The following is a 21,661-nucleotide window of genomic DNA, read 5'->3' as shown; positions in this document are numbered from 1 at the left end:
GTGTTTCACCTAGTCCTGTTCAACGCGCGGAAAGAGCACCGCGAGTGAGCTCTGCGGGGTTCCCGCTGGCAACTGGCCCCACGCTCCCGCGTCACGAAGCGGCTGCTCACGCAGCTCGCCGAGCGTTTCTTTGGCCCCGAGCGCCACCCAGAGCTTCTCGGTCGCCTCAGGAATAACGGGTGAGAGCAGCACCGCCAGGGCGCGAAGGCCCTCGGTCACCGTGGCGAGAACCGTGCCAAGGCGGGCGCGCTTGGCCTCGTCTTTTGCGAGCACCCAGGGCTCCATCTCGGTGATGTAGCCATTCAGCGCATCGACAACCTCCCAGATCACCGAGAGCGCCTCGTGAATCTCGAATGCGTTCACGTGCGCGTCGGCCTCTGTCGCGGCACGCGCAACAAGATCAACGATCGCCTGGTCAGCGTCGCTGAGTTCTGCCGTCTCAGGCTGCACGCCATCGAAGTACTTGGCGTTCATCGCGAGCGTGCGGCTCGCGAGGTTGCCGAAGCCGTTTGCAAGCTCGGCGTGGTACCGGGCCGTAAGGTCTTCCCAGCTGAACGAACCGTCGTGCCCGAACGAGACGGCACGCATGAAGTAGTAGCGAAACGCGTCGGCGCCAAACACGTCGATGATCTCGTTCGGGGCAATGCCCGTGAGCTTCGACTTTGACATCTTCTCGCCGCCCACGAGAAGCCAGCCGTGGGCGAAGACATGCTTGGGCACCTCGAGCCCCGCCGCCATGAGCATCGCTGGCCAGATGACCGCGTGAAAACGCAGAATGTCTTTACCGACGATGTGAACGCCGGGCCAGCGGCGCGCGAACGTCTCAGGATCGTTCGGGTAACCGGTAGCCGTCACGTAGTTCAAAAGCGCGTCAAACCAGACATAGGTGACGTGCTCCTGGTCCCAGGGAATCGGGATGCCCCAGTCAAACGATGAGCGCGAGATCGAAAGATCTTCAAGGCCCTGCTGAACGAAGGCGACAACCTCGTTGCGAGCCGACGCTGGCTGCACGAAGTCGGGGCGTTCTTCGTAGAGCTTGAGCAGCGCGTCGCCGAATGCGCTCATCTTGAAGAAGTAGTTCTTCTCTTTGAGCAGCTCGAGCGGCTTCGAGTGGATCGAGCACACCTTCTCGCCTTCAAACGCTCCCTCGCCGTCAACGATCTCGCTCTTCGGTTTGAATTCTTCACACCCGACACAGTAGAGCGCTTCGAACTCGCCCGCATACACGTGACCGTCGTCGTAGAGCTTCTGGAGGAACGCTTGAACACCCTCTTCGTGGCGCGGCTCGGTCGTGCGAATAAAGTCGTCGTTTGACATGTTCACGGTATCGAGCAGTGGGATCCACTCATTCTTCACGAGACGATCAGCCCACTCTTTGGGCTCGGCACCGTTTGCGGTCGCGGTGCGCAGAATCTTCTGGCCGTGCTCATCGGTGCCCGTGAGCAGCCAAGTATCGTCGCCTGCCTGGCGATGCCAGCGAGCGAGCACGTCGGCGGCCACCTCGGTGTAGGCGTGACCAATGTGCGGGGCATCATTCACGTAAAAAATAGGGGTCGTGATAAAAAACGAATCGGGCTTCGGCATACGTTCTATTCTAGGAGACTTCAGCCCACCGAGTTCTCTCTGTTTCAAGGAGTAGACTTTACGACATGAGTAACCACGAATCCCATGCAACTCAGTCACTCTCGCGCAAGGTCGTTACCGAGGTTCCCGGCCCGAAATCACGCGAGCTCCACGAACGCCGCACGAAGGTGATCCCTCCCGGCGTCATGGCTCTTCTTCCCGTCTACATTGAGCACGCACACGATGCCATTCTCGTCGATGTTGACGGCAATCAGTTCATCGACTGCGGTGCCGGCATCGGCGTCACCACCGTTGGCCACACGAACGACGCGGTTGTCGAGGCTGCTCGCGAAGCCATGGGCAAGGTCACCCATACGCTCTTTACCGTGACCCCGTACGAGGGCTACGTTCAGGTCGCCGAGTACCTTGCGAAGACCGCTCCCATCTCGGGCGAGAAGCGCACGATGCTCGTGAACTCGGGCGCCGAGGCCGTTGAAAACGCCGTCAAGATCGCCCGCATGTACACGGGCCGTCCCGGCGTTGCCGTGCTCGAGTACGCCTACCACGGCCGCACGATGCTCACCTCGACGATGAACCACAAGGGCTCGCCCTACGCTACGGGCTTTGGCCCCCGCGCTGGCGACGTGTACCGCGCCCCCAACTCGTTCCCGCTGCACGACGGTCTGACCGGCGAAGAGGCTGCCAAGCGCACCATCCAGTGGCTTGAGAAAACCGCTGGCGCTGCCGACCTCGCGTGCCTCGTTGCTGAGCCCATTCAGGGTGAGGGCGGCTTCGTTGTTCCCGCCGAGGGCTACCTGCCTACGCTGGCCGCATGGTGCCGCGAAAAGGGCATTGTTTTCATCGCCGATGAGATTCAGTCGGGCATCGCCCGCTCGGGCAAGGTCTTCGCGACCGAGCACTTCGGTTTCGAGCCCGACATGGTGCTCACCGCCAAGGGTATCGCGGGCGGCCTGCCGCTCGCCGGCGTCACGGGACGTGCAGAGATCATGGATGTTGCTCCGGCCGGCGGCCTCGGCGGCACCTTCGGTGGCAACCCCGTCGCCTGTGCAGCAGCCGTTGCCGTTTTCGAACAGCTCGAAGAGGGTACCCCGCTGCGCGAGGCACAGCGTGTTGGCCGCGTGCTCGGTGCCGCTCTTGAAGATCTCAAGGCTCGTCACGAGGAGATCGCAGAGGTTCGTGGCCACGGTGCGATGCTCGCGATCGAGCTCACTGAGCCCGGCACGCTGAACCCGCTGCCAGAGCTCGTGAACCACATCACGCAAACTGCCGCTCAGAACGGCGTGCTGCTGCTCAACGCAGGCCTGCACGGCAACGTGCTGCGCTTCCTGCCCCCGGTTACCATTACCGACGAGCAGATCGCTGAGGTCGCCGAGGTCATCGACCAGGCCATCACTTCATACCAGGCATGACCAAACCCCTCGAAACGGCGTCATTCGCCGAATCGGCAGAGCTCGCGGTCGTGACTCGCGGTGATTTCATCGAGTCACGGCACGCGGGCTCTGCAGTCGTGCTCTCGCCCGAGGGTGAAACCCTCGTGGCGATGGGCGCGCCTGAAACCCCCTTCTTTACGCGATCAGCGCTGAAACCGCTTCAGTCGCTCGCGATGCACTCGGTGGGGCTCAGCCTCGCCAGTGACGAAGAGCGCGCATTGTCACTTGCAAGCCACGACGGCTTCAAACGCCACGCAGAGGTTGTGTGGCGCATGCTCAGCGCCGGTGGCCTGAGCGACAAAGCACTGCTCTGCCCTCCCTCTTGGCCGTCGAACGCAGCCGAAGCGCGTGCCCACGCAAGCCGTGGCGGATCGCGTGAGCGTATGCTGCACTGCTGCTCGGGCAAGCACGCCGCAATGCTGCGCACCTGCCAGGTCAACGGCTGGGATCTCGGGACGTACCTCTCGCCCACTCACCCACTTCAGACGACCATCAAAGAGACCGTGCAGCGCTTCACCGGCGAGGTGCCCTACGTTGCCGTCGACGGCTGCGGAGCACCAACCCACGCGGTATCACTGACCGGATTTGCGCGCGCGATGCGCCGCATGGCTACGAGCGAGCCCCAGTCGCCCTTCCCGTTGCACCGCCATGCCTATGAGCTTCTTCGCTCTGCACGGGCTGAGGGCTGGGCTGTGTGCGGCCCTGGCACGAATGACACAACGCTCATCGACCGTCTCGGGGTGTTCTCAAAACTCGGCGCCGAGGGCAGTGTCGTTGTCATCACGCCCTCTGGATACGTTGCGGTCGTAAAAACGCTCGATGGCTCGCAGCGGCCGCTGCACCTCGTTGCCGGCGAGCTCCTGACCCGGGTTGGCGCAATCTCGCAGGAGGCCTTCGAAGCGGTCAAACCAGAGTTACACCTGCGTGTCTCTGGCGGCGGGGCACCCGTCGGCGAGATTCGTGTGGCGTTCTAGGCGCACACCGCCCAGCTACTGCCTGAGCGCTGCCTTCGCGAACGCACGAATGCGTTCGATCGACTTCACCCCACGCGTCGATTCAACGCCGCTCGAAACGTCAACGCCCGTAGGCTGCAGCACGCTCATGCAATCGGCCACATTGCCGGGTGTGAGCCCGCCTGCAAGCAGCCACCAGCCCGTCGGGCGCGCGTCGCCGAGCTGAGCCGGGTCAAAGGGAATGCCTCCCCCGGGCTCGACCGCGTCGATGAGCAGCCGCTCCTCGTTCCAACGCTCCCGCTCAGCTGTGCCGAGTGCGAGATACTCGTCAATAGCGAAGGCCCTCAGGGTCTGAAAGCCAGCCTTCTGTGCGGCTACAACGTCGCTCAGCGGCTCGTACCCATGAAACTGGACCGTGGTGAGCCCCGCGGCATTTGCGGTCGCGAGCACCTCGCTCAGGGGCTGTTTGCGAAACACACCAACCGTTTCAATGCCCTCGGGAACACGCTCGATAAGCACCCGAGCACGATTTGCCGTCACGAGCCTCGGACTCGGCGCGAAGACAAAGCCGACCGCGCTCGCTCCCGCGGCAACCGCAGCGTCGACGGTCTCCTCAGTCGAGAGGCCGCAAATCTTCACGAAGGGGGTATGCATGGGTTCCATGGTACCGCCAGGCCTAAATTCGAGGAACTTCTTCGGTGTCTGAGGGATCGTTGAGCGGCAAGCGCGTGCGAGACAGGTCGCCCGTCTCTCGCATATCACCAACGGCGTGCACGTCGATGACCACGACCGTCACGTTGTCGCGCCCTGAGTTTTGGAGGGCCTGCTGCAGAAGTTCCTCTGCGGCGTCTTTCGCGGTGCGTGCCGTTGAGAGGAAGTGACGAATACCGAAATCAGTGAGCTCTTTGGTGAGCCCGTCAGAGCAAATGAGCATGCGCTGTCCAGGAATGAGCGCGAGCTCGGTGTAGTCAGGAATCGGCTCCTCGTTGAAGCCGACGGCCCTCGTAATAACATTTGCGTGCGGGTGCGTCTCGGCCTCTTCCGGGGTAATTGCCCCGGTATCAATGAGGTGCTGCACGACCGAATGATCGGTCGTCACCTGACTAAGCGAACCACGGAAGAACTGGTATACCCGTGAGTCACCAATATTGAGCACAAGCCACGAGGCACGGTCGTCATTTTTCACGAGGGCGAGCCCCGTTACCGTCGTACCAGCGCCGAGATCAGTCTCGCCGACGCGCTCTTGAATATCGAAAACCGACTCCCTGAGCACACGATCGATGTGTTCAGGAGTGAGGTCTTGGAGGTCTTGCAGTTCTGAGAGGCGTGTCGCGACCGCGTCAGAGGCAATCTCGCCTGCGGTGTGACCGCCCATGCCGTCGGCCACTGCAAAGATCGGAGGAACAACCGTGTAGCTATCTTGGTTGTTTTCACGCCTCAGTCCAGTATCGGTAATTGCGTGCCAGGACAGTTCAATGACGAGATGGTCTGACAGGGCAACGCGTTCGTATGAACCGTTACGGCCTACTTCAGTCAAGCTTCTCTCCGCTCATCGTTCCCCACCCACCCATGGTACACGCTAGCGGGCAGAGACAGCGCCGAGCGCCGTCACGAGTGTCGCGTGATGCGGTTCACCACTCTCGGTGATTTCGAGGCCCTCGTCATTCGCCCACGCCAGGAATTCGGCCTGCGACGTGATGCTCGCCTGCGAGCGGGCGAGACGCTTCACGAGGTCTCCCTTTGCTCGCTTATTGAAGTGATTGAGCGCCCGCACTCCCCCATCATCGGTTCGCTGAGCGATGTCGAGCGTAAGCCACTCGACCGTGTCAGGCAGGGGCGCGAGTGCGGCATAGTCTTTCGACCGGAGGTCAAGCATGAACGCCTCTGGCCATTCAAAGTCGGCAAACGCTTCGAGCCAGGTTTTCTTTAACGTTGCCCCGAGCTCATCGGTGAGTCGTGACGATGCTGAAAGCCGGTAAGGCGGAATCTCATCTGAGGCACTCACGAGACCGAAGAGAGCCGATTGGATGAAGACGTGGTCTGCGATCCACCCACGCGATGCTTCGTCGAGCTCATCAATGTCGATCTCGTCAAAGAGCACCCCGACGTAGCGCTCAATCGCAGCGAGTCCCTGGGCATCGCTCAGATGCAGGTTGTGCTGTAGTTCGTTGGCGGCCTTCGCGCCGAGCTTGAAGGCCTTCTGTGCGCGCTGGGTGTCGGCGCTTACCGCTACGACCGCCTCGAGAACGCGTTTCCTGGTCTCACCCAGGTCTGCTTGGAAGAGCAGTTTTTCTGCGCTAAAAATGGCGTTGCCGCCGTCAGGTCGCTTGGACTCTGACGGCGGCAACAGCACACGCATGAGAATAGTGTTTCGCCGTTAGGCGACGAGGGAAGCCTGCCCGGCAACAACCTCAACTGAGTTGCGGTTAACCGAGAAGAAACCACCCTCTGCGTTCACAACCACGACAGAGCCGTCGGTGGTGGTGATGCGAACTGCACCATCACCGAGCACTGCGAGGAGCGGTTCGTGACCGGCAAGAATACCGATCTCGCCCTCGACCGTTTTTGCGACGATCTGGGTTGCTTCGCCTGACCAGACCTGACGGTCGGCCGACACGATGTTGACGCTGAGGGTAGCCATGACTAGCTTTCCTTCTGAATGCGAGCCCAGTTTTCCTCGACGTCAGAGATACCACCGACGTTGAAGAATGCCTGCTCTGCGACGTGGTCGAGCTCGCCCTTGCAGATCGCGTCGAACGACTCGATGGTCTCCTTGAGGGGAACAGTCGAGCCCTCGACACCGGTGAACTTCTTCGCCATGTAGGTGTTCTGCGACAGGAACTGCTGGATGCGACGTGCGCGTGCAACGGTGATCTTGTCTTCTTCTGAGAGCTCGTCAACACCGAGAATCGCGATGATTTCTTGGAGTTCCTTGTTCTTCTGAAGAATCGCCTTCACGGTGGTTGCCACGCGGTAGTGGTCTTCACCCAAGTAACGCGGATCCATAATACGTGACGATGAGGTCAGCGGATCAATTGCCGGGTACAGACCCTGTGATGCAATCTCACGTGAGAGCTCGGTCGTCGCGTCAAGGTGCGCGAAGGTCGTTGCCGGGGCCGGGTCGGTGTAGTCATCGGCAGGAACGTAAATAGCCTGCAGTGACGTAATCGAGTGGCCGCGCGTTGACGTAATGCGCTCCTGGAGGATACCCATTTCGTCGGCGAGGTTCGGCTGGTAGCCCACGGCTGAAGGCATACGGCCGAGCAGGGTTGAAACCTCTGAACCAGCCTGCGTGAAGCGGAAGATGTTGTCGATGAAGAGCAGCACGTCCTGCTTCTGCACGTCACGGAAGTACTCAGCCATGGTGAGGGCTGAGAGCGCGACGCGAAGACGGGTCCCGGGTGGCTCATCCATCTGGCCGAAGACCAGTGCGGTCTTGTCGAACACACCAGCTTCATCCATCTCGTGAATGAGGTCGTTACCCTCACGGGTACGCTCGCCAACACCGGCGAACACCGACACACCACCGTGATCCTGCGCAACACGCTGGATCATCTCTTGAATCAGAACGGTCTTACCAACACCGGCACCACCGAAGAGGCCGATCTTACCGCCCTGTACGTAGGGGGTCAGAAGGTCAATTGACTTGATGCCCGTTTCGAAGAGCTGAGTCTTCGACTCGAGCTGATCGAATGCGGGAGGCGTGCGGTGGATGCTCCAGCGCTCGTTGACCTCGATGGTCTCGCCCTCGGGAAGGTTGAGCACGTTGCCGGCTACGTCGAACACCTTGCCCTTGGTGATGTCACCAACGGGAACGGTGATCGAATCGCCAGTGTCGATGACTTCCTGGCCACGAACGAGGCCGTCAGTCGGCTTCAGCGCGATGGCACGAACAAGGTTGTCACCGAGGTGCTGGGCGACCTCGAGCACGAGGGTGAAGGCTTCGCTCTCTTCACCAAAGTTGACACGGGTTTCGAGTGCGTTGTACACGGCCGGAATGGCATCGTGCGGGAACTCGATGTCGACAACAGGGCCGGTGACTCGGGCGATACGCCCGACAACCTTGGCCTCAGTCGCCTGAACAGCGGTTTCGGTCATTGCTTTCTCTTTCTCTGTTGCGTGTGTTAGCCGGCAAGCGCGTCAGCGCCGCCCACAATCTCTGAAATCTGCTGGGTAATCTCAGCCTGGCGCGCGTTGTTCGCGAGGCGCGTGTAGTCGTTGATCAACTTATCTGCGTTGTCACTTGCCGACTTCATGGCCTTCTGCGTTGCGGCGTGCTTTGCGGCCGCCGACTGCAGCATCGCGTTGAAGATACGTGACTCGATGTATGCGGGAAGCACGGTGTCGAGTACGTTCTCTGGGCTGGGCTCAAACTCATACAGCGGCTCGATGTCGCTCGTCGGTGCAGCAACACCCTCGACGATCTCGAGTGGCAGCAGGCGGTTCACCTGAGCAACCTGGCTGACCATGCTCACGAGGCGGTTGTACACGAGGTGAATCTCTTGTACACCACCCTCGGCAGATTCACGGCTGAATCGCTCGAGCAAGACATCACTGATCTCTTTTGCCGTCGAGAACTCTGGTGCCTCGGTACCACCGATCCACGAGCGTTCTGCTGCACGGTTTCTGAAGTTGAAGTAGCCCTGAGCCTTGCGGCCAATGAGGTAGTAAACGACCTCTTTGCCCTCGCCACGAAGGTGCTCGCTCAGCTGCTCGGCTTCACGAAGAACCTGTGAGTTAAAGGCACCGGCAAGGCCACGGTCTGAGGTAAAGACCACAACCGCTGCTCGATCAACCGTCTCAGCCTCGGTAATGAGGGGGTGGCTGATGTTCGAGTAGTTTGCGACGGCTGAAACAGCACGCGTGAGGGCACGGGTATACGGATCAGATGCTTCAACCCGAGCCTTTGCCTTCTGAATGCGTGATGCCGCAATCAGCTCCATCGCACGGGTGATCTTCTTGGTCGTCTGGGCAGACTTAATTTTCTGCCGGTAGACCCGAAGTTGCGCTCCCATGTCTCTCCTGTGTCTAGAGGTACTGATCGAGAAGTGTGGTGCGGGGCAGCCTCGGCTACCCCGCTGACCAACTACTTCTTGTTAACGACCAGCTGCTCCTGGTTGATGTCTTCGTCTGCGAGTGCGTCAAACTGCTCGTTGAGCGCCTTGCCCTCTGAAGTGCGGAACTCAAGCTTGAACTTCTCGATGAGAGCCGTCAGCGTTGCAACGGTTTCGTCATCGAGCACGTTCGTCTCACGAAGGGTCGTGAGTGCCTGCGAGTTGTTCGCAACGTAGTCGAGGAACTCACGCTCGAAGCGCAGAACGTCTACAACTGGAACATCGTCGAAGTAACCCTTGGTACCAGCCCAGATCGACACGGTCTGATCTTCAACCGGGTACGGGGTGTACTGAGGCTGCTTGAGCAGCTCGGTGAGGCGTGCACCACGGTCAAGCTGACGGCGGCTTGCAGCGTCGAGGTCTGATGCGAACATCGAGAATGCCTCAAGCGCACGGTACTGAGCGAGCTCAAGCTTCAACGTACCTGAGACCTTCTTGATCGACTTCACCTGGGCGTCGCCACCAACACGTGAAACCGAGATACCAACGTCAACCGCTGGGCGCTGGTTTGCGTTGAAGAGGTCTGACTGCAGGAAGATCTGACCATCGGTAATCGAGATTACGTTGGTCGGAATGTATGCCGAGACGTCGTTCGCCTTGGTCTCAATGATCGGAAGACCGGTCATCGAGCCTGCGCCGAGGTCGTCAGAAAGCTTTGCACAACGCTCGAGCAGGCGTGAGTGCAAGTAGAAAACGTCACCGGGGTATGCCTCGCGGCCCGGTGGGCGACGCAGCAAGAGTGACACGGCACGGTAGGCTTCAGCCTGCTTCGAGAGGTCATCGAACACGATGAGTACGTGCTTGCCATCGTACATCCAGTGCTGGCCGATAGCCGAACCGGTGTACGGCGCAAGGTACTTGAAGCCTGCGGGGTCTGAAGCTGGTGAAGCAACGATGGTGGTGTACTCCATCGCGCCTGCGTCTTCGAGTGCACCCTTCACCGAGGCGATGGTTGAACCCTTCTGACCGATTGCGACGTAGATGCAACGAACCTGCTTCGTGGGGTCACCCGACTCCCAGTTTGCACGCTGGTTGATGATCGTATCGATCGCGAGAGCGGTCTTACCGGTCTGGCGGTCGCCAATGATGAGCTGACGCTGGCCACGGCCAACGGGGATCATCGCGTCGATTGCCTTCATACCGGTCTGCAGCGGCTCGTGAACCGATTTACGCTGCATAACGCCGGGAGCCTGGAGCTCGAGTGCACGACGACCCTCGATACCGGTGATTTCACCGAGTCCGTCGATGGGCTTGCCGAGTGGGTCAACCACGCGACCAAGGTAGCCCTCGCCAACCGGAACCGAGAGCACCTCACCGGTGCGGGTTACTGGCTGTCCCTCTGCGATCTCGGTGAACTCACCGAGCACAACGACACCAATTTCGTTCTCTTCAAGGTTCTGGGCGAGGCCCAGGGTGCCATCGGCAAAGCGAACAAGCTCGTTAGCCATAACGCCGGGAAGGCCCTCGACGTGTGCAATACCGTCGGCTGCGTCAATAACCGTTCCAACTTCGGTGCTCTCAGCACCAGCGGGCTCGTACGAGGCCGCAAAATCCTTCAAGGCGCCGCGAATTTCATCGGGGCTGATGGTGATTTCTGCCATTGTTTTTCCTCTAGTCAACCGGCCAAGCCGGAAAAGATGTAGTACCCGCTAGCCTGCGAGCTGGAGTCGAAGATCGTCGAGACGTGCTTTGACGCTGCCGTCAATCACGTTGTCGCCAATCTGAATTCGCACACCGCCCACGAGAGACGGATCGATGACGGTCGTCAGCTTCACCGCACGACCCGACTGGGCCGAGAGTAGTGTCTGCAGGCGCTCGAGACGAGCTGCATCAAGGGGTGCGGCGAGCGTTACCGTAGCAAGTTCGGCGCCTCCCTGGTCTGCGATGATCTTTGCGAAGTCACGAAGAACACGACCAATGCGACGGCCACGCGGCTGAGCCACGGTGTGCTCAACAACCTCAAGTGCGGTTGCCGAGACCTTGCCGTTGAACAGTTCGTGAACGACCTTGACCTTCTGCTCAGCTACACCCAGCTTGCTTCCGAGTGTGAGCTCAAGCTCGTGGTTTCCGCTGATCACTGTTTCGATGGCGAGAAGCTCTTCATCAAGACCGGGCTGAACCGAAGCAGCAGCACGAATTCCGAGCTCTTCAACACCTGCAACGAACTCGTCGGTGTTCGACCAGCGTTCGCCAGCTGCGGCGTTCAGTACGGCCTGAGTGCCCGCACCCGCCTCGGCGAAGACCTTTGCAACGAGTTCTTTTTTACTCTGCGCATCACCCGCGGGGTCGGTGAGCCCACCGACCAGGGCTGGCGAGCCCTCGAGCACAGCCGAGGCCTGCAGTAGCTCGCTACCGAGCCCTGCCTGCGACTGTGAGTCGAGAACGCTGCGAGCCGCCGCTAGAGCGCTCCGTGAAGCACTGCCCATTTAGCCCACTGCCTTCGTGTTCTCAAGGTCCGCGATAAAGCGGTCGACGAGGGCGGTAGCCTTTGCGTCTTCGCTGAGTGATTCACCAACGACGCCTGAGGCGAGGTCAATTGCGAGAGTGCCAACTTCCTTCTGGAGTGACACATACGCGGTCTGACGCTCGGCTTCGATCTGTGCCTGAGCCGACTGAACAATGCGAGCCTGTTCGGTCGTTGCGTCTTCCTTCGCCTTGGCAACAATCTTGGTTGCATCCTGACGAGCTGAATCGCGAATCTCAGCTGCTTCCTCGCGGGCGCCAGCAAGCTGGGCGTTGTATTCCTGCAGAGCGGCTTCGGCCTTGGCCTGAGCTTCGTCAGCCTTTGCAATGTTTCCCTCAATGGCCTCGGCGCGAGCGTCGAGCATTGCGGTGAACTTAGGAAGGAAGACCTTCCAGAATGCAATAAGGATGATGACGAAGATGATTGCCGACCAGAAGATGTCGTAATCCGCAGGAAGCAGTGGGTTTGGTTTACCCTCTGCAGCAGCAAGTACTGCGTTATTCATCGAGCCTCCCTTTCGAGACTAGGAAAAGTTGGAAGACTTACTGGAAGATGAAGTGGGTTGCGATACCGATGAGCGCGAGCGCCTCGGTAAACGCGATACCGATCCACATGAGCACCTGGAGGCGGCCTGCGAGCTCTGGCTGGCGAGCAACGCCTTCAATGGTCTTGCCAACAACGATGCCAAGGCCAATTGCGGGGCCGATTGCAGCGAGGCCGTAGCCTACGGTTGAGATGCTGCCCGAGATTTCTGCGAGAACAGTCACGTGAGTGATTTCCTTCCTTGAAGAGAACTACGCCGGTTGACGTAGCCCGAATTAGTGTTCTTCAGCCAGCGCGAGCTGGATGTAGACGCCAGTGAGAATGGTGAAGATGTATGCCTGGAGGAATGCCACCAGGATTTCGAAGAGGGTGAAAGCAAAGCCCACGACGAAAGTGCCAACACCGAAGAGCTTCATGAAGCCATCAGCGTTGAAGATGAAGAAGTTCGTTGCCGAGAAGAACAGCACGAGCAGCAAGTGGCCTACGAGCATGTTCATGAGCAGACGCAGCGTGAGCGTTGCTGGGCGAAGAACGAAGGTCGAGAAGAACTCGATCGGGGTAACAATGATGTACAGGGGCTTGGGAACGCCTGCCGGGAAGAGCGAGTTCTTGAAGAAGTTCTTCGGGCTCTTCTTAACACCCGCGTAAATGAAGGTGATGTAGGTCACAACCGCAAGCACGAGCGGAACGCCGATCACCGACGAGACACCAATGTTGAGGAACGGAATGATGCCGGTGATGTTGAAGGCCAGAATCATGAAGAAGATCGAGGCGAGAATAGGCATGAAGCGCTTTGCATCGGCTTTACCGAGCAGGTCTTCAGCAATGTTCACGCGTACGAAGTCGAGTGCCATCTCAGTGATCGACTGACCACGGGTCGGGATCACGCGCATGTTGCGGGTACCGAGCCAGAAGAGAACGAGCAGAACGACCATCATGAGAACACGAATCATCATGATGCGGTTCATCGCGAAGATGGTGCCTTCGAAGAGTACGACGTCTGGGAAGAACTCGTCGATCGTCGGCGGGTGGAAGCCTCCCTCAAAGGGAAGAGCTGCCAAGGTCACGAGGTGCATAGCGGTTGCGGACAGCGCCAGTCTCCTGTTTCTCGGTGCGAGTACCTACTCACACAACTGCGATCATGGGACGAGATTCTTCATACCTGCTGATAATGCGCACACTTGAAGAACCTCGCCCATACTATCAACTTCTCGCCGCGAGCGAAACCTGTACGGGTAATAGGTTGTCTAGCGGCCAGAAACGAGTGGAATTCTTGATTTCAAGACAACAAAAGCGTCGATTGCCAGCGAGACAAGCACGCCGACAATGACGGCGATGAACAAGATCGTTGGGTCAAGCCACGGCTGAGATTTGAGCAGTAGAGCCGCAACAATGAAGAGAACGAACTTCAACAGCCAGCCCCCAACCACGATGCCAAAGAACATTGGCACGTACAGGTCGCTCTCAACAAAGCGGTTGGCAAATGCGATACTACCGAGCGTCAGCGCAAAGAAGACCCCTGCCCCAGCTGCGCCGAGCACCCCACCGATGAGCCCGCGCTCCTCGCTCACCAGCCAGCCGATAAGTCCAAACACGATGATCATGAGCACGGTCGCGACGACTGACCATTTGAGGGCCTTAACGAATACAGGCTGCGAGACCGGCATTTCGCGCTCGATCGGTTCTGGTTCTGGCTGCGGCATGGCGTTTGGCGTGGGTTCAGTCATGTCGGGGTTCCTCTCAGGGGTTACGAGTGCAACCGTAGCAATGTCTTTGCCCGCGATGCTGGCACGAGGGTGACAACAAGGCACAGCCCACAGCCAATCACGAGAACAAGAATGGGAATCGTATACCCCTCGAGCGTAAAGGTAAGCAGGCATGCGAGTGAGATCACGAGGGTCCACAGGTGAAAAATCATTGCCGCCTGCGTGTGCGAGTGCCCAAGGTCGATGAGCTTGTGGTGCAGGTGATGTCTATCGGCACTGAATGGGCTCTTCCCTGCCCTCAGCCGGCGTGCAACAGCCAGCAACAGATCAGCGAGAGGCAACGCAAGCACAGCGAAGGGCAGGATGATCGGAATCCACGAGGCAATCACCACGTCGGTACTGAGCGAAGCGGGGTTCAGCTGACCGGTGACCATGATCGTTGACGTCGCCATGAGCAGCCCGATCATCAAGGCGCCCGCATCGCCCATGAACATTTTTGCGCGGTGCCAATTGAACGGCAAGAAGCCGACGCACACCCCCACGAGCAGCGCCGCGATGAGACTTGCGAAGCTCACCGATTCAGCGCTCCCAAGATCGCGCGCCAGCAACATCGTGTAGACAAAGAATGTCAGGTTTGCAATCAGGGCAACACCCGCGACGAGCCCGTCAAGCCCATCGATGAAGTTCATCGCGTTCATCACCGTCACCATAAGAAAAACGGTGAGCACCATGTTGATATATGGCGAGGCAACGATGAGCGTGTTGCCAAGTGGCAGCGAAAGAATCTGTACACCCTGCCATGCGAGCAAACCGGCGGCGACCAGTTGAGCTCCGAGCTTCAGCATCCAGTCAAGGTCGATGAGGTCATCGATAACGCCTACGACAACGATAATCGTGACGGCAATGAGTAGCGCCCACAGTTGGCTTGTATTTTGCAAGACAACCGCGAAGTCATTGCCCCCGAACCACACAACACCGAGCATTCCGGCGAGCAGCCCGATATACATCGCGACCCCACCAAGGCGTGGCGTCGGGTTCTGATGCATATCGCGTTCGCGAACCTCCGGGGCAAGCTGGTATTTGCGGCTCACCCACAGCACCGCGATCGAGGCCACCGCGGTTACCGCCGCCGCAAGCGCACCCACCCATAGATACGGAATCACGAATTAGTTGCCCGTTGCCTCGGCTGCCGGCGCTTCCTCGGTCGGCTGAGCTTCGGTTGGCTGAGCTTCAGTCGGCTCTGCTTCGGCCGCCCCTGGCTCTGGCGCTGCTGGCACGGCGGGGCGTTTCGGGGCGACACTAACTTCGAGTTCGGGGCACACTTCAACGAGGTCTGCGATGCTGACGGGGCCCTGCCTCAGAATACGAAGCTTGCCCTCGCTCACGCGAGTTGCGTCAACAATGGTCGACGATTCACCCGTGGGCACCTCGCCCGCGTCGAGCACTGCGGCAACCGAATCGCCGAGCATCTCGTCTGCTTCGGCCGCGTTCTTTGCCGCGGGAACGCCGTGCTTATTGGCGCTCGAGACCGCGAGCGGGCCTGTTTCCCGGAGAATCTCAAGGGTGACGTCTTGCGCGGGAATGCGCAACGCGACGGTTCCCCCGGTATCACCGAGATCCCAGCTCAGCGAGGGTTGCGCCGGCAAAACAATCGTGAGTGGCCCAGGCCAGAACGCAGCCGCGAGTCGTTCCACACACTCGGGAACGCTCTCTGCGAGGGCTCCAACCGCTGCCATATCGGCAACCATGACGGGAGGCGGTGACTGCCTGCCCCGCCCCTTCGCTTCGAGAAGTTTCGTCACGGCCTGTGGGCTAAAAGCGTCGGCCGCAACACCGTAAACGGTGTCGGTTGGTAGCACGATAAGCTCGCCGCGCCCAATCGCCTGGCGCGCCGTACGGGCGCCGATGAGCAGCTGTGAGGCATCTGAGCAGTCATAGAGTTCGGCCATGGGTCAAGAGTTTACTCCCAGTGCCTGAACTCAAGCTTTTGATGCGTGGGCGCGTTGCCGTCACGCAGGCGGCTGTGCGCTCACGCCCTCGCGGTTGTCGCCCGGTCACGAAAGGTAAGATCACGGTGGGTCGCCGCCGAGTTCCATCCGTCGGCAGCCAAAATATCGCGCACCGCGCTGCCCTGCATCTCAGCGTGTTCAATGACGATGAGCCCTCCAGGCCGCAGGTACTCGCGGTAGGTTCGGCTGATCACGCGAATGAGCGAGAGCCCGTCTTCGCCGCTATAGAGAGCCAGCTGCGGATCATGATCACGCACCTCTGGATCTCGCGGAATAGCCCCGGAAGGAACGTAGGGAGGGTTTGTCGCGATGACCGACAGCCTACCCTTGAGCTGTTGGATCTCGGCTGGTGGCGAAGTGACATCGCCCGCCAGAAGCGTCACTCTTCCGTCACCCAGACGCGCAACGTTGCGTTCTGCCCACGCCCTGGCGTGGTCGTCTTTCTCCACGGCCCACACTCGACTTCGCTGCACCTCGCTTGCCATCGCGAGTGCAATAGCGCCGCTGCCCGTACACAGGTCAAGCGCGAGCGGCTCAGGCGCCATGTCGGCCTGCAACTCATCAATGGCAAATTGCACAACCGTTTCGGTTTCTGGCCTGGGAACAAAAACGCCTGGCCCCACGTCAAGCTCAAAATGACGAAAAGGAGCCTTGCCCGTGAGGTGCTGCAGGGGCACCCGTTGCGCACGCTCACTCGCAAGCGATTCAATACGCTCTCGCTGTGCAGGCTCGAGTGTCCCTCCCATAATCGCGAGCGACTGCACCCTTCCCCGGCTTTCACCCAGCACAGACCCTACGATGAGCTCAGCATCTGTCTGGGGATCGGGAATACCAGCGGTCTCGAACGCGTTGCTCAGTGACAGGAGCGTTTCATGAATGAGAAGCGAGTGTTCAGATGACAATATGTGACACCATCCATAAGTTTACATTTGGCCTTCAATAACATTTCGCTATGATGGTTTCGTGCCATTCGGCGCTCAATGTATCGCACAACGAAAGGTAACCCATGTCGCGGGTATACAACAATATTACCGAGGCCTTCGGTAACACTCCCCTCGTGAAGCTCAATCGCGTCGCTGAAGACGCGGGAGCAGAGATCTACGCGAAGCTCGAATTTTATAACCCCGCCGGCAGCGTCAAAGACCGTATCGGCATCGCCATCATCGACGCCGCTGAGCAGTCAGGTGCACTGAAGCCCGGCGGCACCATCGTTGAGGGCACGAGCGGCAACACCGGCATCGCACTCGCTTTTGTCGGCGCCGCACGCGGTTACCGCGTCATTCTCACCATGCCCGAGACCATGAGCATCGAGCGCCGTAAGCTCCTTCGCGCATACGGCGCAGAGATTGTGCTTACTGAGGGACCACTCGGCATGAAGGGCGCCGTCGCTAAGGCCGAAGAGATCGTCGCCGAGACCGAAGGTGCTGTGCTCGCCAACCAGTTCGGCAATGCGGCGAACCCCGCGATCCACCGCTCAACCACCGGCCCCGAGATTTGGAACGACACCGACGGCAGCGTCGATATTTTTATCGCTGGCATCGGCACAGGCGGAACCATCACCGGCGCAGGCGGCTACCTGAAAGAGCAGAACCCCGAAGTCAAGGTCATCGCAGTTGAGCCGATCGACTCGCCACTGCTCAGTGAGGGCAAAGCAGGGCCGCACAAGATTCAGGGCCTCGGCGCGAATTTCGTTCCCGAGGTGCTCGACCGAGAGGTTTATGACGAGGTATTCGACGTGACCCTCGACGACTCGATCCGCACCGCTCGCGCGCTCGGCGCATCAGAGGGCGTTCTTGCCGGCATCTCGGGCGGCGCCGCGGTCTATGCGGCGACCGAGGTCGCAAAACGCCCCGAGAACCAGGGCAAGAAGATCGTCGTGGTTATTCCCGACTTCGGTGAGCGGTACTTCTCGACCGTATTGTTTGAGGATCTCAACCAGGAGTAAGACAGTAAACGTGGGTATGTTCAGTCGCATTCGCGAGGATATTACAGCGGCCAAACAGCATGACCCGGCGGCCCGAGGAAGCGTAGAAATCTTCTGCGTCTACTCGGGCCTTCATGCCGTTTGGTGGCACCGCGCTGCCAACGCGCTCTGGCGCAGAGGCATGCGTTTTGTGCCGCGCGTCATCTCGCAAATCGTGCGATGGTTCACGGGCATCGAAATTCACCCGGGAGCCACCATCGGTCGACGTCTCTTCATTGACCACGGCATGGGCGTGGTCATTGGCGAAACGGCCGTGGTCGGCGACGATGTGCACCTGTACCACCAGGTCACCCTGGGCGGCACCGGTCATGAGAAGGGCAAGCGTCACCCGACCATTGGCGACCGGGTCACGATCGGCGCTGGCGCAAAGGTACTCGGCAATATCAGCATCGGTCACGATAGCGCCATTGGCAGTAACGCCGTTGTCGTGCACGATAGCGAACCTTGGACAACGCTCGTGGGCATTCCCGCGAAGCCGAGGCCGCGCCGGGGTGCACCCCTTGCAGAGATGCCAGACACGGCCGACTTTTACGTCATCTAGCGGCCCGAGCCGCGGTTCTTTTCGTTCCACCGAAGCGTTTTGCGCAGCTCAATGACGAGCAGGCAGAGCGCCGGGATCCACACCAGGTACTGTGTCGCGAATGCCCAGCGGAAGGCATCCATCGTGAAGGTCTCGGGCGACCCCGCACCCTGCGCGTCGAGCACAATGCCAACGAGCAGCATCGCTATGAGCGCCGCAATAAAGCCGCCCATGTTCGCTGTGCCCGTCGAGAGCCCGATGAAGCGTCGCGGGGAGTGTGACCGCACGATCTCGAAAGCGATCATTGAGGCGGCGCCGCCCATCGAGGTAATCGTCGTCACTGTCAACACAAGCCACAGCGGCGGGGTACCTGGCCACAGCAACAGCACACCCCACGCAACGGCGATGACGCACATGACGCTCATCGCGATGTGCACACGATGCTCGAGGTACCGAGAGGTGGCCCGGCCAAGGACGAGGCCCGCGAGACCGCCCGTAATCGCCATGCCGAACAGAACCGTCGATGCTGCGGTCGGGGTCATACCGATGCCGTATACGAGCAACGGAGTGCCCCAGAGCAGCAGCATCAAGTGCTGTGAAAAGGGCGTCGAAAAGTGCACCCAGAACGCGAGACGCACCCCTGGAATGCCGAGCACAACGCGCATGTTTGCAAAGAACCGCTTGAACGCGTTCGCTCCAGGGGCAACCGGAAGGGCGATGAGCCCGGTATTCGAAGGCAGTGAGGCGAGACCAATGCTGCCGTCGGCGAGCAAGAGTTCGGCGCGCTCAGACAGGTTGCCCCGCTTGCCACGGATTCGCTCGACCGTCGTGGGCTCACCCGGCGTATCGCGTAGCGTCATCGCACCGACGAGCACGACGAACAGGCAGGCAACCGCGATTCCGGTAAAGCCTGCAGCCCAGCCGAACACCCCAACAGCGAGCGAGAGTGGAAAGAGCGAGACAACCTGGCCAAGCGTGCCAAGCATGCCCGTCAGCTGGCCGAGCATTGGCAGCTTGCGAGCCGGGAACCAATCGGGCAGAAGTCTCATGAGACTCGTAAAGATAAACGCGTCGCCGGCGCCGACAAGCATCCGGGCGACAATCGCGATCCACACTTCTCCTGCAAATGCCATGCCAAACTGGCCGATAGCCATCAGCAAGCCGCCCGAGAGCACCACGCGGGTCACGCCAAAACGGTCGAGCAAGAGGCCTACCGGGATTTGCATTACCGCGTACACGACGAGCTGCAGCACAGCGAAAATCGAGAGGGTCGCAGCACCGATCGAAAACTGATCTTGCGCCGTCGGGCCTAGGGCCGAGAGCGAGGTGCGATTGATGATCGCGATGATGTACATGAGCTCTGCGACGCCCCACACGAGCCAGGGGAGAAACCTTGGGGCGGTATCTTTACGGCGACTCACAGTATTGAGTCTAACTCTCGACACGTGCCGCTCTGTGCAGGCGCGGCGATACGGTCCCGAGATTTTCGGTCAAACCGTCACTCACGAGTGTTTAGAACGCTTGTTCCCCGCACTCCGCCGACGACAAAAGCCTCGGCATCGTCAACCGCGCTCACGCTCAGGCTCACGAGGCCGATCGCTTCGGTGGCCTCGTCGAGTTCGATGGTCTTTTGCGTCCCATCGCACGCAATCTCAACCGGCCCATTCGACACGGTAGAGCCGTCGGCGTCGACCAAGGAGAGCACAAACTCGGCGTTCCCTTTACCGAAGCATGCAACGACGCCCTGCGTTGGCCACACCTTTGCGTCGAGGGTCACGTTAAAGTTCGCGTCGTCGTCTTCAGGAGCGGTATTCGACGTAACCCTGGACGAAAATGACCCCAGATTATCTTCGTCAGCAGAGAGTTCTTGCATGAAAGCTTCGGCCTTTGCTTCCGCCTCAGGCAGGGTGTCCTGGTGCGGCTGAGCACAGCCCGTAAGCACCGCAGCGGCGCCGAGCATCGTGCAGGTCATCATCATCATTCGAGTGCCCATGCTATGAAGCCTAGTGCGAGTCCCGCTCGAGATCTAGTGGTCGACGCGCACCGTATCGAGGTACCCGGCAATGCGCGAAATGGCTTCGGTGAGCACAACAGTGTCGGGCAGCGTCACAAAGCGTACGTGATCTGGCGTCGGGTAGTTGAAGCCGCGACCGTTCGTGATGAGCACGTTCGTTGCCCGCAACAAATCGATGACAAACGCGCGGTCGTCTTCAATGAGATACCGCTCTGGGTCGAGCTTGGGAAAGAGATAGAGGGCACCATCTGGTTTCACGCACGTCACACCCGGAATCTCGGTGAGCAGCTGGTGCGCGAGCTCCGACTGCTCAAGCAGTCGCCCGCCTGGAGCCGTGAGGGCGCGGATCGAACTATCGTCGCTGAGGGCCGCGGGAATCGCGTACTGCGCGGGAACGTTGGCACACATACGCATGTTGGAAAGCAGCGTGATGCCCTCGATCAGCTCCTGCGCCCGCTCCTGATTGCCTGAAAGCACCATCCAGCCGCTTCGGAAGCCTGCGATGAGGTATGCCTTCGAGAGGCCACCAAAGGTGATGCAGAGCGTCGATTCGACAAACTTCGCGGCGTGCACGTGCTGCGCCCCGCGGTAGAGGATCTTCTCGTAGATCTCGTCAGCGAGTAGCACGAGGCCGTACCGCTCGGCCAGCTGGGCAAACTTGCGCACCAGCTCTTCTGAGTAGACGGCGCCGGTGGGGTTGTTCGGGTTGATGAGCACGAGTGCCCGAGTCTTCGGAGTAATGAGCGACTCAATCTCTTCGAGATTGGGCTGCCAGTTATCAGCCTCATCGCACACGTAGTGCACGGCACGGCCACCTGAGAGCGTTACCTGCGCTGTCCACAACGGATAGTCGGGCGCAGGAATGAGCACTTCATCGCCGGGGCCCAGCATAGCCTGGAGCACGATCGAGATGAGTTCGCTCACGCCATTACCGATAAACACGTCATCAGGCGAGACGCTCGTGAGCCCCTCACCCGCCATGAACTCGGCGACCGCTTCGCGGGCCGCAGGAATGCCGCGTGAGTCGCTGTAGCCCTCGGCGATCGAGAGCGCATTCGTCACCGCATCACGCACCGCCTCAGGCGCTTCGAAACCGAAGGGTGCCGGGTTACCGATGTTGAGCCGAAGCACTTTCTCGCCGGCGCGTTCAAGACGCTCAGCCTCTTGCAGAATCGGGCCACGAACGTCGTAGCGAACACCTCGAAGTTTCGGCGACTGGCCGATGCGCTGCTCATTCACACAGGCCATTCTAGCCCGCGGTGCTCCGGGTGGCGATTCAGCTCGTTTTTTGGCAAAGAAAAGGGCACCGGAGGTATTCCCTCAGGCGCCCTTTCGCTCCC

23 protein-coding genes are annotated in these 21,661 nt (G+C 59.9%); 4 read left to right on the top strand and 19 right to left on the bottom strand.

Annotation, left to right across the window (positions count from 1 at the left end; translation table 11 throughout):
• Positions 1 to 9 precede the first annotated feature (9 nt).
• On the bottom strand, positions 10 to 1,584 hold the full coding sequence (metG, locus tag KTJ78_RS07705) for a methionine--tRNA ligase (protein WP_217134235.1): 1,575 nt from the start codon (positions 1,582 to 1,584) through the stop codon (positions 10 to 12).
• Positions 1,585 to 1,649: 65 nt separating this feature from the next.
• Here metG and KTJ78_RS07700 point away from each other — a divergent pair, with 65 nt between their 5' ends.
• Both KTJ78_RS07700 and KTJ78_RS07695 read left to right on the top strand, forming a co-directional pair.
• Positions 1,650 to 2,993 carry an aminotransferase class III-fold pyridoxal phosphate-dependent enzyme gene (locus KTJ78_RS07700; RefSeq protein WP_217134233.1) on the top strand — a complete coding sequence of 448 codons (1,344 nt, stop codon included), beginning with the start codon at positions 1,650 to 1,652 and terminating at the stop codon, positions 2,991 to 2,993.
• The gene (locus KTJ78_RS07695; RefSeq protein ID WP_217134231.1) at positions 2,990 to 3,988 is read left to right on the top strand and encodes an asparaginase; all 999 of its coding nucleotides are present in this window, start codon (positions 2,990 to 2,992) and stop codon (positions 3,986 to 3,988) included. Before KTJ78_RS07700 ends, KTJ78_RS07695 begins: the two co-directional genes overlap by 4 nt.
• 15 nt (positions 3,989 to 4,003) lie before the next feature.
• Here the strand turns inward: KTJ78_RS07695 and KTJ78_RS07690 are convergent, their stop codons facing one another.
• The 15 genes from KTJ78_RS07690 to prmC all read right to left on the bottom strand — a co-directional run bounded on the left by KTJ78_RS07690 (position 4,004) and on the right by prmC (position 16,705).
• Entirely contained in the window at positions 4,004 to 4,621 is a 618-nt protein-coding gene (locus KTJ78_RS07690) for a phosphoribosylanthranilate isomerase (RefSeq protein WP_217134229.1), read from the bottom strand.
• A 22-nt stretch (positions 4,622 to 4,643) separates the two neighbouring features.
• Positions 4,644 to 5,504 carry a PP2C family protein-serine/threonine phosphatase gene (locus KTJ78_RS07685; RefSeq protein ID WP_217134228.1) on the bottom strand — a complete coding sequence of 287 codons (861 nt, stop codon included), beginning with the start codon at positions 5,502 to 5,504 and terminating at the stop codon, positions 4,644 to 4,646.
• Between the two features lie 42 nt (positions 5,505 to 5,546).
• Positions 5,547 to 6,326, bottom strand: a complete 780-nt coding sequence (locus KTJ78_RS07680) for a YaaA family protein (RefSeq protein WP_217134225.1) — start codon at positions 6,324 to 6,326, stop codon at positions 5,547 to 5,549.
• 18 nt (positions 6,327 to 6,344) lie between these two features.
• Entirely contained in the window at positions 6,345 to 6,608 is a 264-nt protein-coding gene (locus tag KTJ78_RS07675) for a F0F1 ATP synthase subunit epsilon (protein ID WP_217134224.1), read from the bottom strand.
• A 2-nt stretch (positions 6,609 to 6,610) separates the two neighbouring features.
• Entirely contained in the window at positions 6,611 to 8,065 is a 1,455-nt protein-coding gene (atpD, locus tag KTJ78_RS07670; protein WP_217134222.1) for a F0F1 ATP synthase subunit beta, read from the bottom strand.
• Between the two features lie 26 nt (positions 8,066 to 8,091).
• Positions 8,092 to 8,982 carry a F0F1 ATP synthase subunit gamma gene (locus tag KTJ78_RS07665; protein WP_217134220.1) on the bottom strand — a complete coding sequence of 297 codons (891 nt, stop codon included), beginning with the start codon at positions 8,980 to 8,982 and terminating at the stop codon, positions 8,092 to 8,094.
• A 71-nt stretch (positions 8,983 to 9,053) separates the two neighbouring features.
• Positions 9,054 to 10,682 (bottom strand): F0F1 ATP synthase subunit alpha, encoded by a 1,629-nt coding sequence (gene atpA / locus KTJ78_RS07660; RefSeq protein WP_217134218.1) that lies wholly within the window; start codon positions 10,680 to 10,682, stop codon positions 9,054 to 9,056.
• Between the two features lie 48 nt (positions 10,683 to 10,730).
• Positions 10,731 to 11,507, bottom strand: a complete 777-nt coding sequence (locus KTJ78_RS07655) for a F0F1 ATP synthase subunit delta (RefSeq protein WP_217134217.1) — start codon at positions 11,505 to 11,507, stop codon at positions 10,731 to 10,733.
• The gene (locus tag KTJ78_RS07650; protein ID WP_217134215.1) at positions 11,508 to 12,050 is read right to left on the bottom strand and encodes a F0F1 ATP synthase subunit B; all 543 of its coding nucleotides are present in this window, start codon (positions 12,048 to 12,050) and stop codon (positions 11,508 to 11,510) included.
• A 37-nt stretch (positions 12,051 to 12,087) separates the two neighbouring features.
• Positions 12,088 to 12,321: an ATP synthase F0 subunit C gene (gene atpE, locus KTJ78_RS07645; protein ID WP_217134833.1), complete on the bottom strand. Its 234-nt coding sequence runs from the start codon at positions 12,319 to 12,321 to the stop codon at positions 12,088 to 12,090.
• A 42-nt stretch (positions 12,322 to 12,363) separates the two neighbouring features.
• Positions 12,364 to 13,164 carry a F0F1 ATP synthase subunit A gene (atpB, locus tag KTJ78_RS07640; RefSeq protein ID WP_217134214.1) on the bottom strand — a complete coding sequence of 267 codons (801 nt, stop codon included), beginning with the start codon at positions 13,162 to 13,164 and terminating at the stop codon, positions 12,364 to 12,366.
• Between the two features lie 171 nt (positions 13,165 to 13,335).
• Positions 13,336 to 13,815, bottom strand: a complete 480-nt coding sequence (locus tag KTJ78_RS07635) for a Cg1360 family ATP-synthase-associated protein (protein WP_254259490.1) — start codon at positions 13,813 to 13,815, stop codon at positions 13,336 to 13,338.
• 20 nt (positions 13,816 to 13,835) lie between these two features.
• On the bottom strand, positions 13,836 to 14,957 hold the full coding sequence (locus tag KTJ78_RS07630) for an MraY family glycosyltransferase (RefSeq protein ID WP_217134212.1): 1,122 nt from the start codon (positions 14,955 to 14,957) through the stop codon (positions 13,836 to 13,838).
• 3 nt (positions 14,958 to 14,960) lie between these two features.
• Entirely contained in the window at positions 14,961 to 15,743 is a 783-nt protein-coding gene (locus KTJ78_RS07625) for an L-threonylcarbamoyladenylate synthase (protein WP_217134210.1), read from the bottom strand.
• Between the two features lie 80 nt (positions 15,744 to 15,823).
• Positions 15,824 to 16,705, bottom strand: a complete 882-nt coding sequence (gene prmC / locus KTJ78_RS07620) for a peptide chain release factor N(5)-glutamine methyltransferase (protein WP_254259489.1) — start codon at positions 16,703 to 16,705, stop codon at positions 15,824 to 15,826.
• Positions 16,706 to 16,809: 104 nt separating this feature from the next.
• Here prmC and cysK point away from each other — a divergent pair, with 104 nt between their 5' ends.
• Both cysK and epsC read left to right on the top strand, forming a co-directional pair.
• A complete protein-coding gene (gene cysK, locus KTJ78_RS07615; protein WP_217134200.1) occupies positions 16,810 to 17,748 on the top strand; it encodes a cysteine synthase A in 939 nt (312 codons plus the stop codon).
• A 10-nt stretch (positions 17,749 to 17,758) separates the two neighbouring features.
• Positions 17,759 to 18,328, top strand: coding sequence for a serine O-acetyltransferase EpsC (epsC, locus tag KTJ78_RS07610; protein WP_217134198.1), 570 nt, complete (start codon positions 17,759 to 17,761; stop codon positions 18,326 to 18,328).
• On the opposite strand, the gene KTJ78_RS07605 is transcribed toward epsC, so the two are convergent.
• The 3 genes from KTJ78_RS07605 to KTJ78_RS07595 all read right to left on the bottom strand — a co-directional run bounded on the left by KTJ78_RS07605 (position 18,325) and on the right by KTJ78_RS07595 (position 21,560).
• A complete protein-coding gene (locus KTJ78_RS07605) occupies positions 18,325 to 19,728 on the bottom strand; it encodes an MFS transporter (RefSeq protein ID WP_369808030.1) in 1,404 nt (467 codons plus the stop codon). The genes epsC and KTJ78_RS07605 overlap by 4 nt on opposite strands.
• Before the next feature lie 77 nt (positions 19,729 to 19,805).
• Positions 19,806 to 20,300 (bottom strand): hypothetical protein, encoded by a 495-nt coding sequence (locus KTJ78_RS07600; protein ID WP_217134196.1) that lies wholly within the window; start codon positions 20,298 to 20,300, stop codon positions 19,806 to 19,808.
• A gap of 33 nt (positions 20,301 to 20,333) precedes the next feature.
• Positions 20,334 to 21,560 carry a pyridoxal phosphate-dependent aminotransferase gene (locus tag KTJ78_RS07595; protein WP_369808029.1) on the bottom strand — a complete coding sequence of 409 codons (1,227 nt, stop codon included), beginning with the start codon at positions 21,558 to 21,560 and terminating at the stop codon, positions 20,334 to 20,336.
• Positions 21,561 to 21,661 lie beyond the last annotated feature (101 nt).

It is taken from the genome of Leucobacter chinensis, from assembly GCF_019049105.1.
GTDB classification, from domain to species: Bacteria; Actinomycetota; Actinomycetes; order Actinomycetales; family Microbacteriaceae; genus Leucobacter_A; species Leucobacter_A chinensis.
This window is presented reverse-complemented; position numbering and strand designations above follow the sequence as displayed.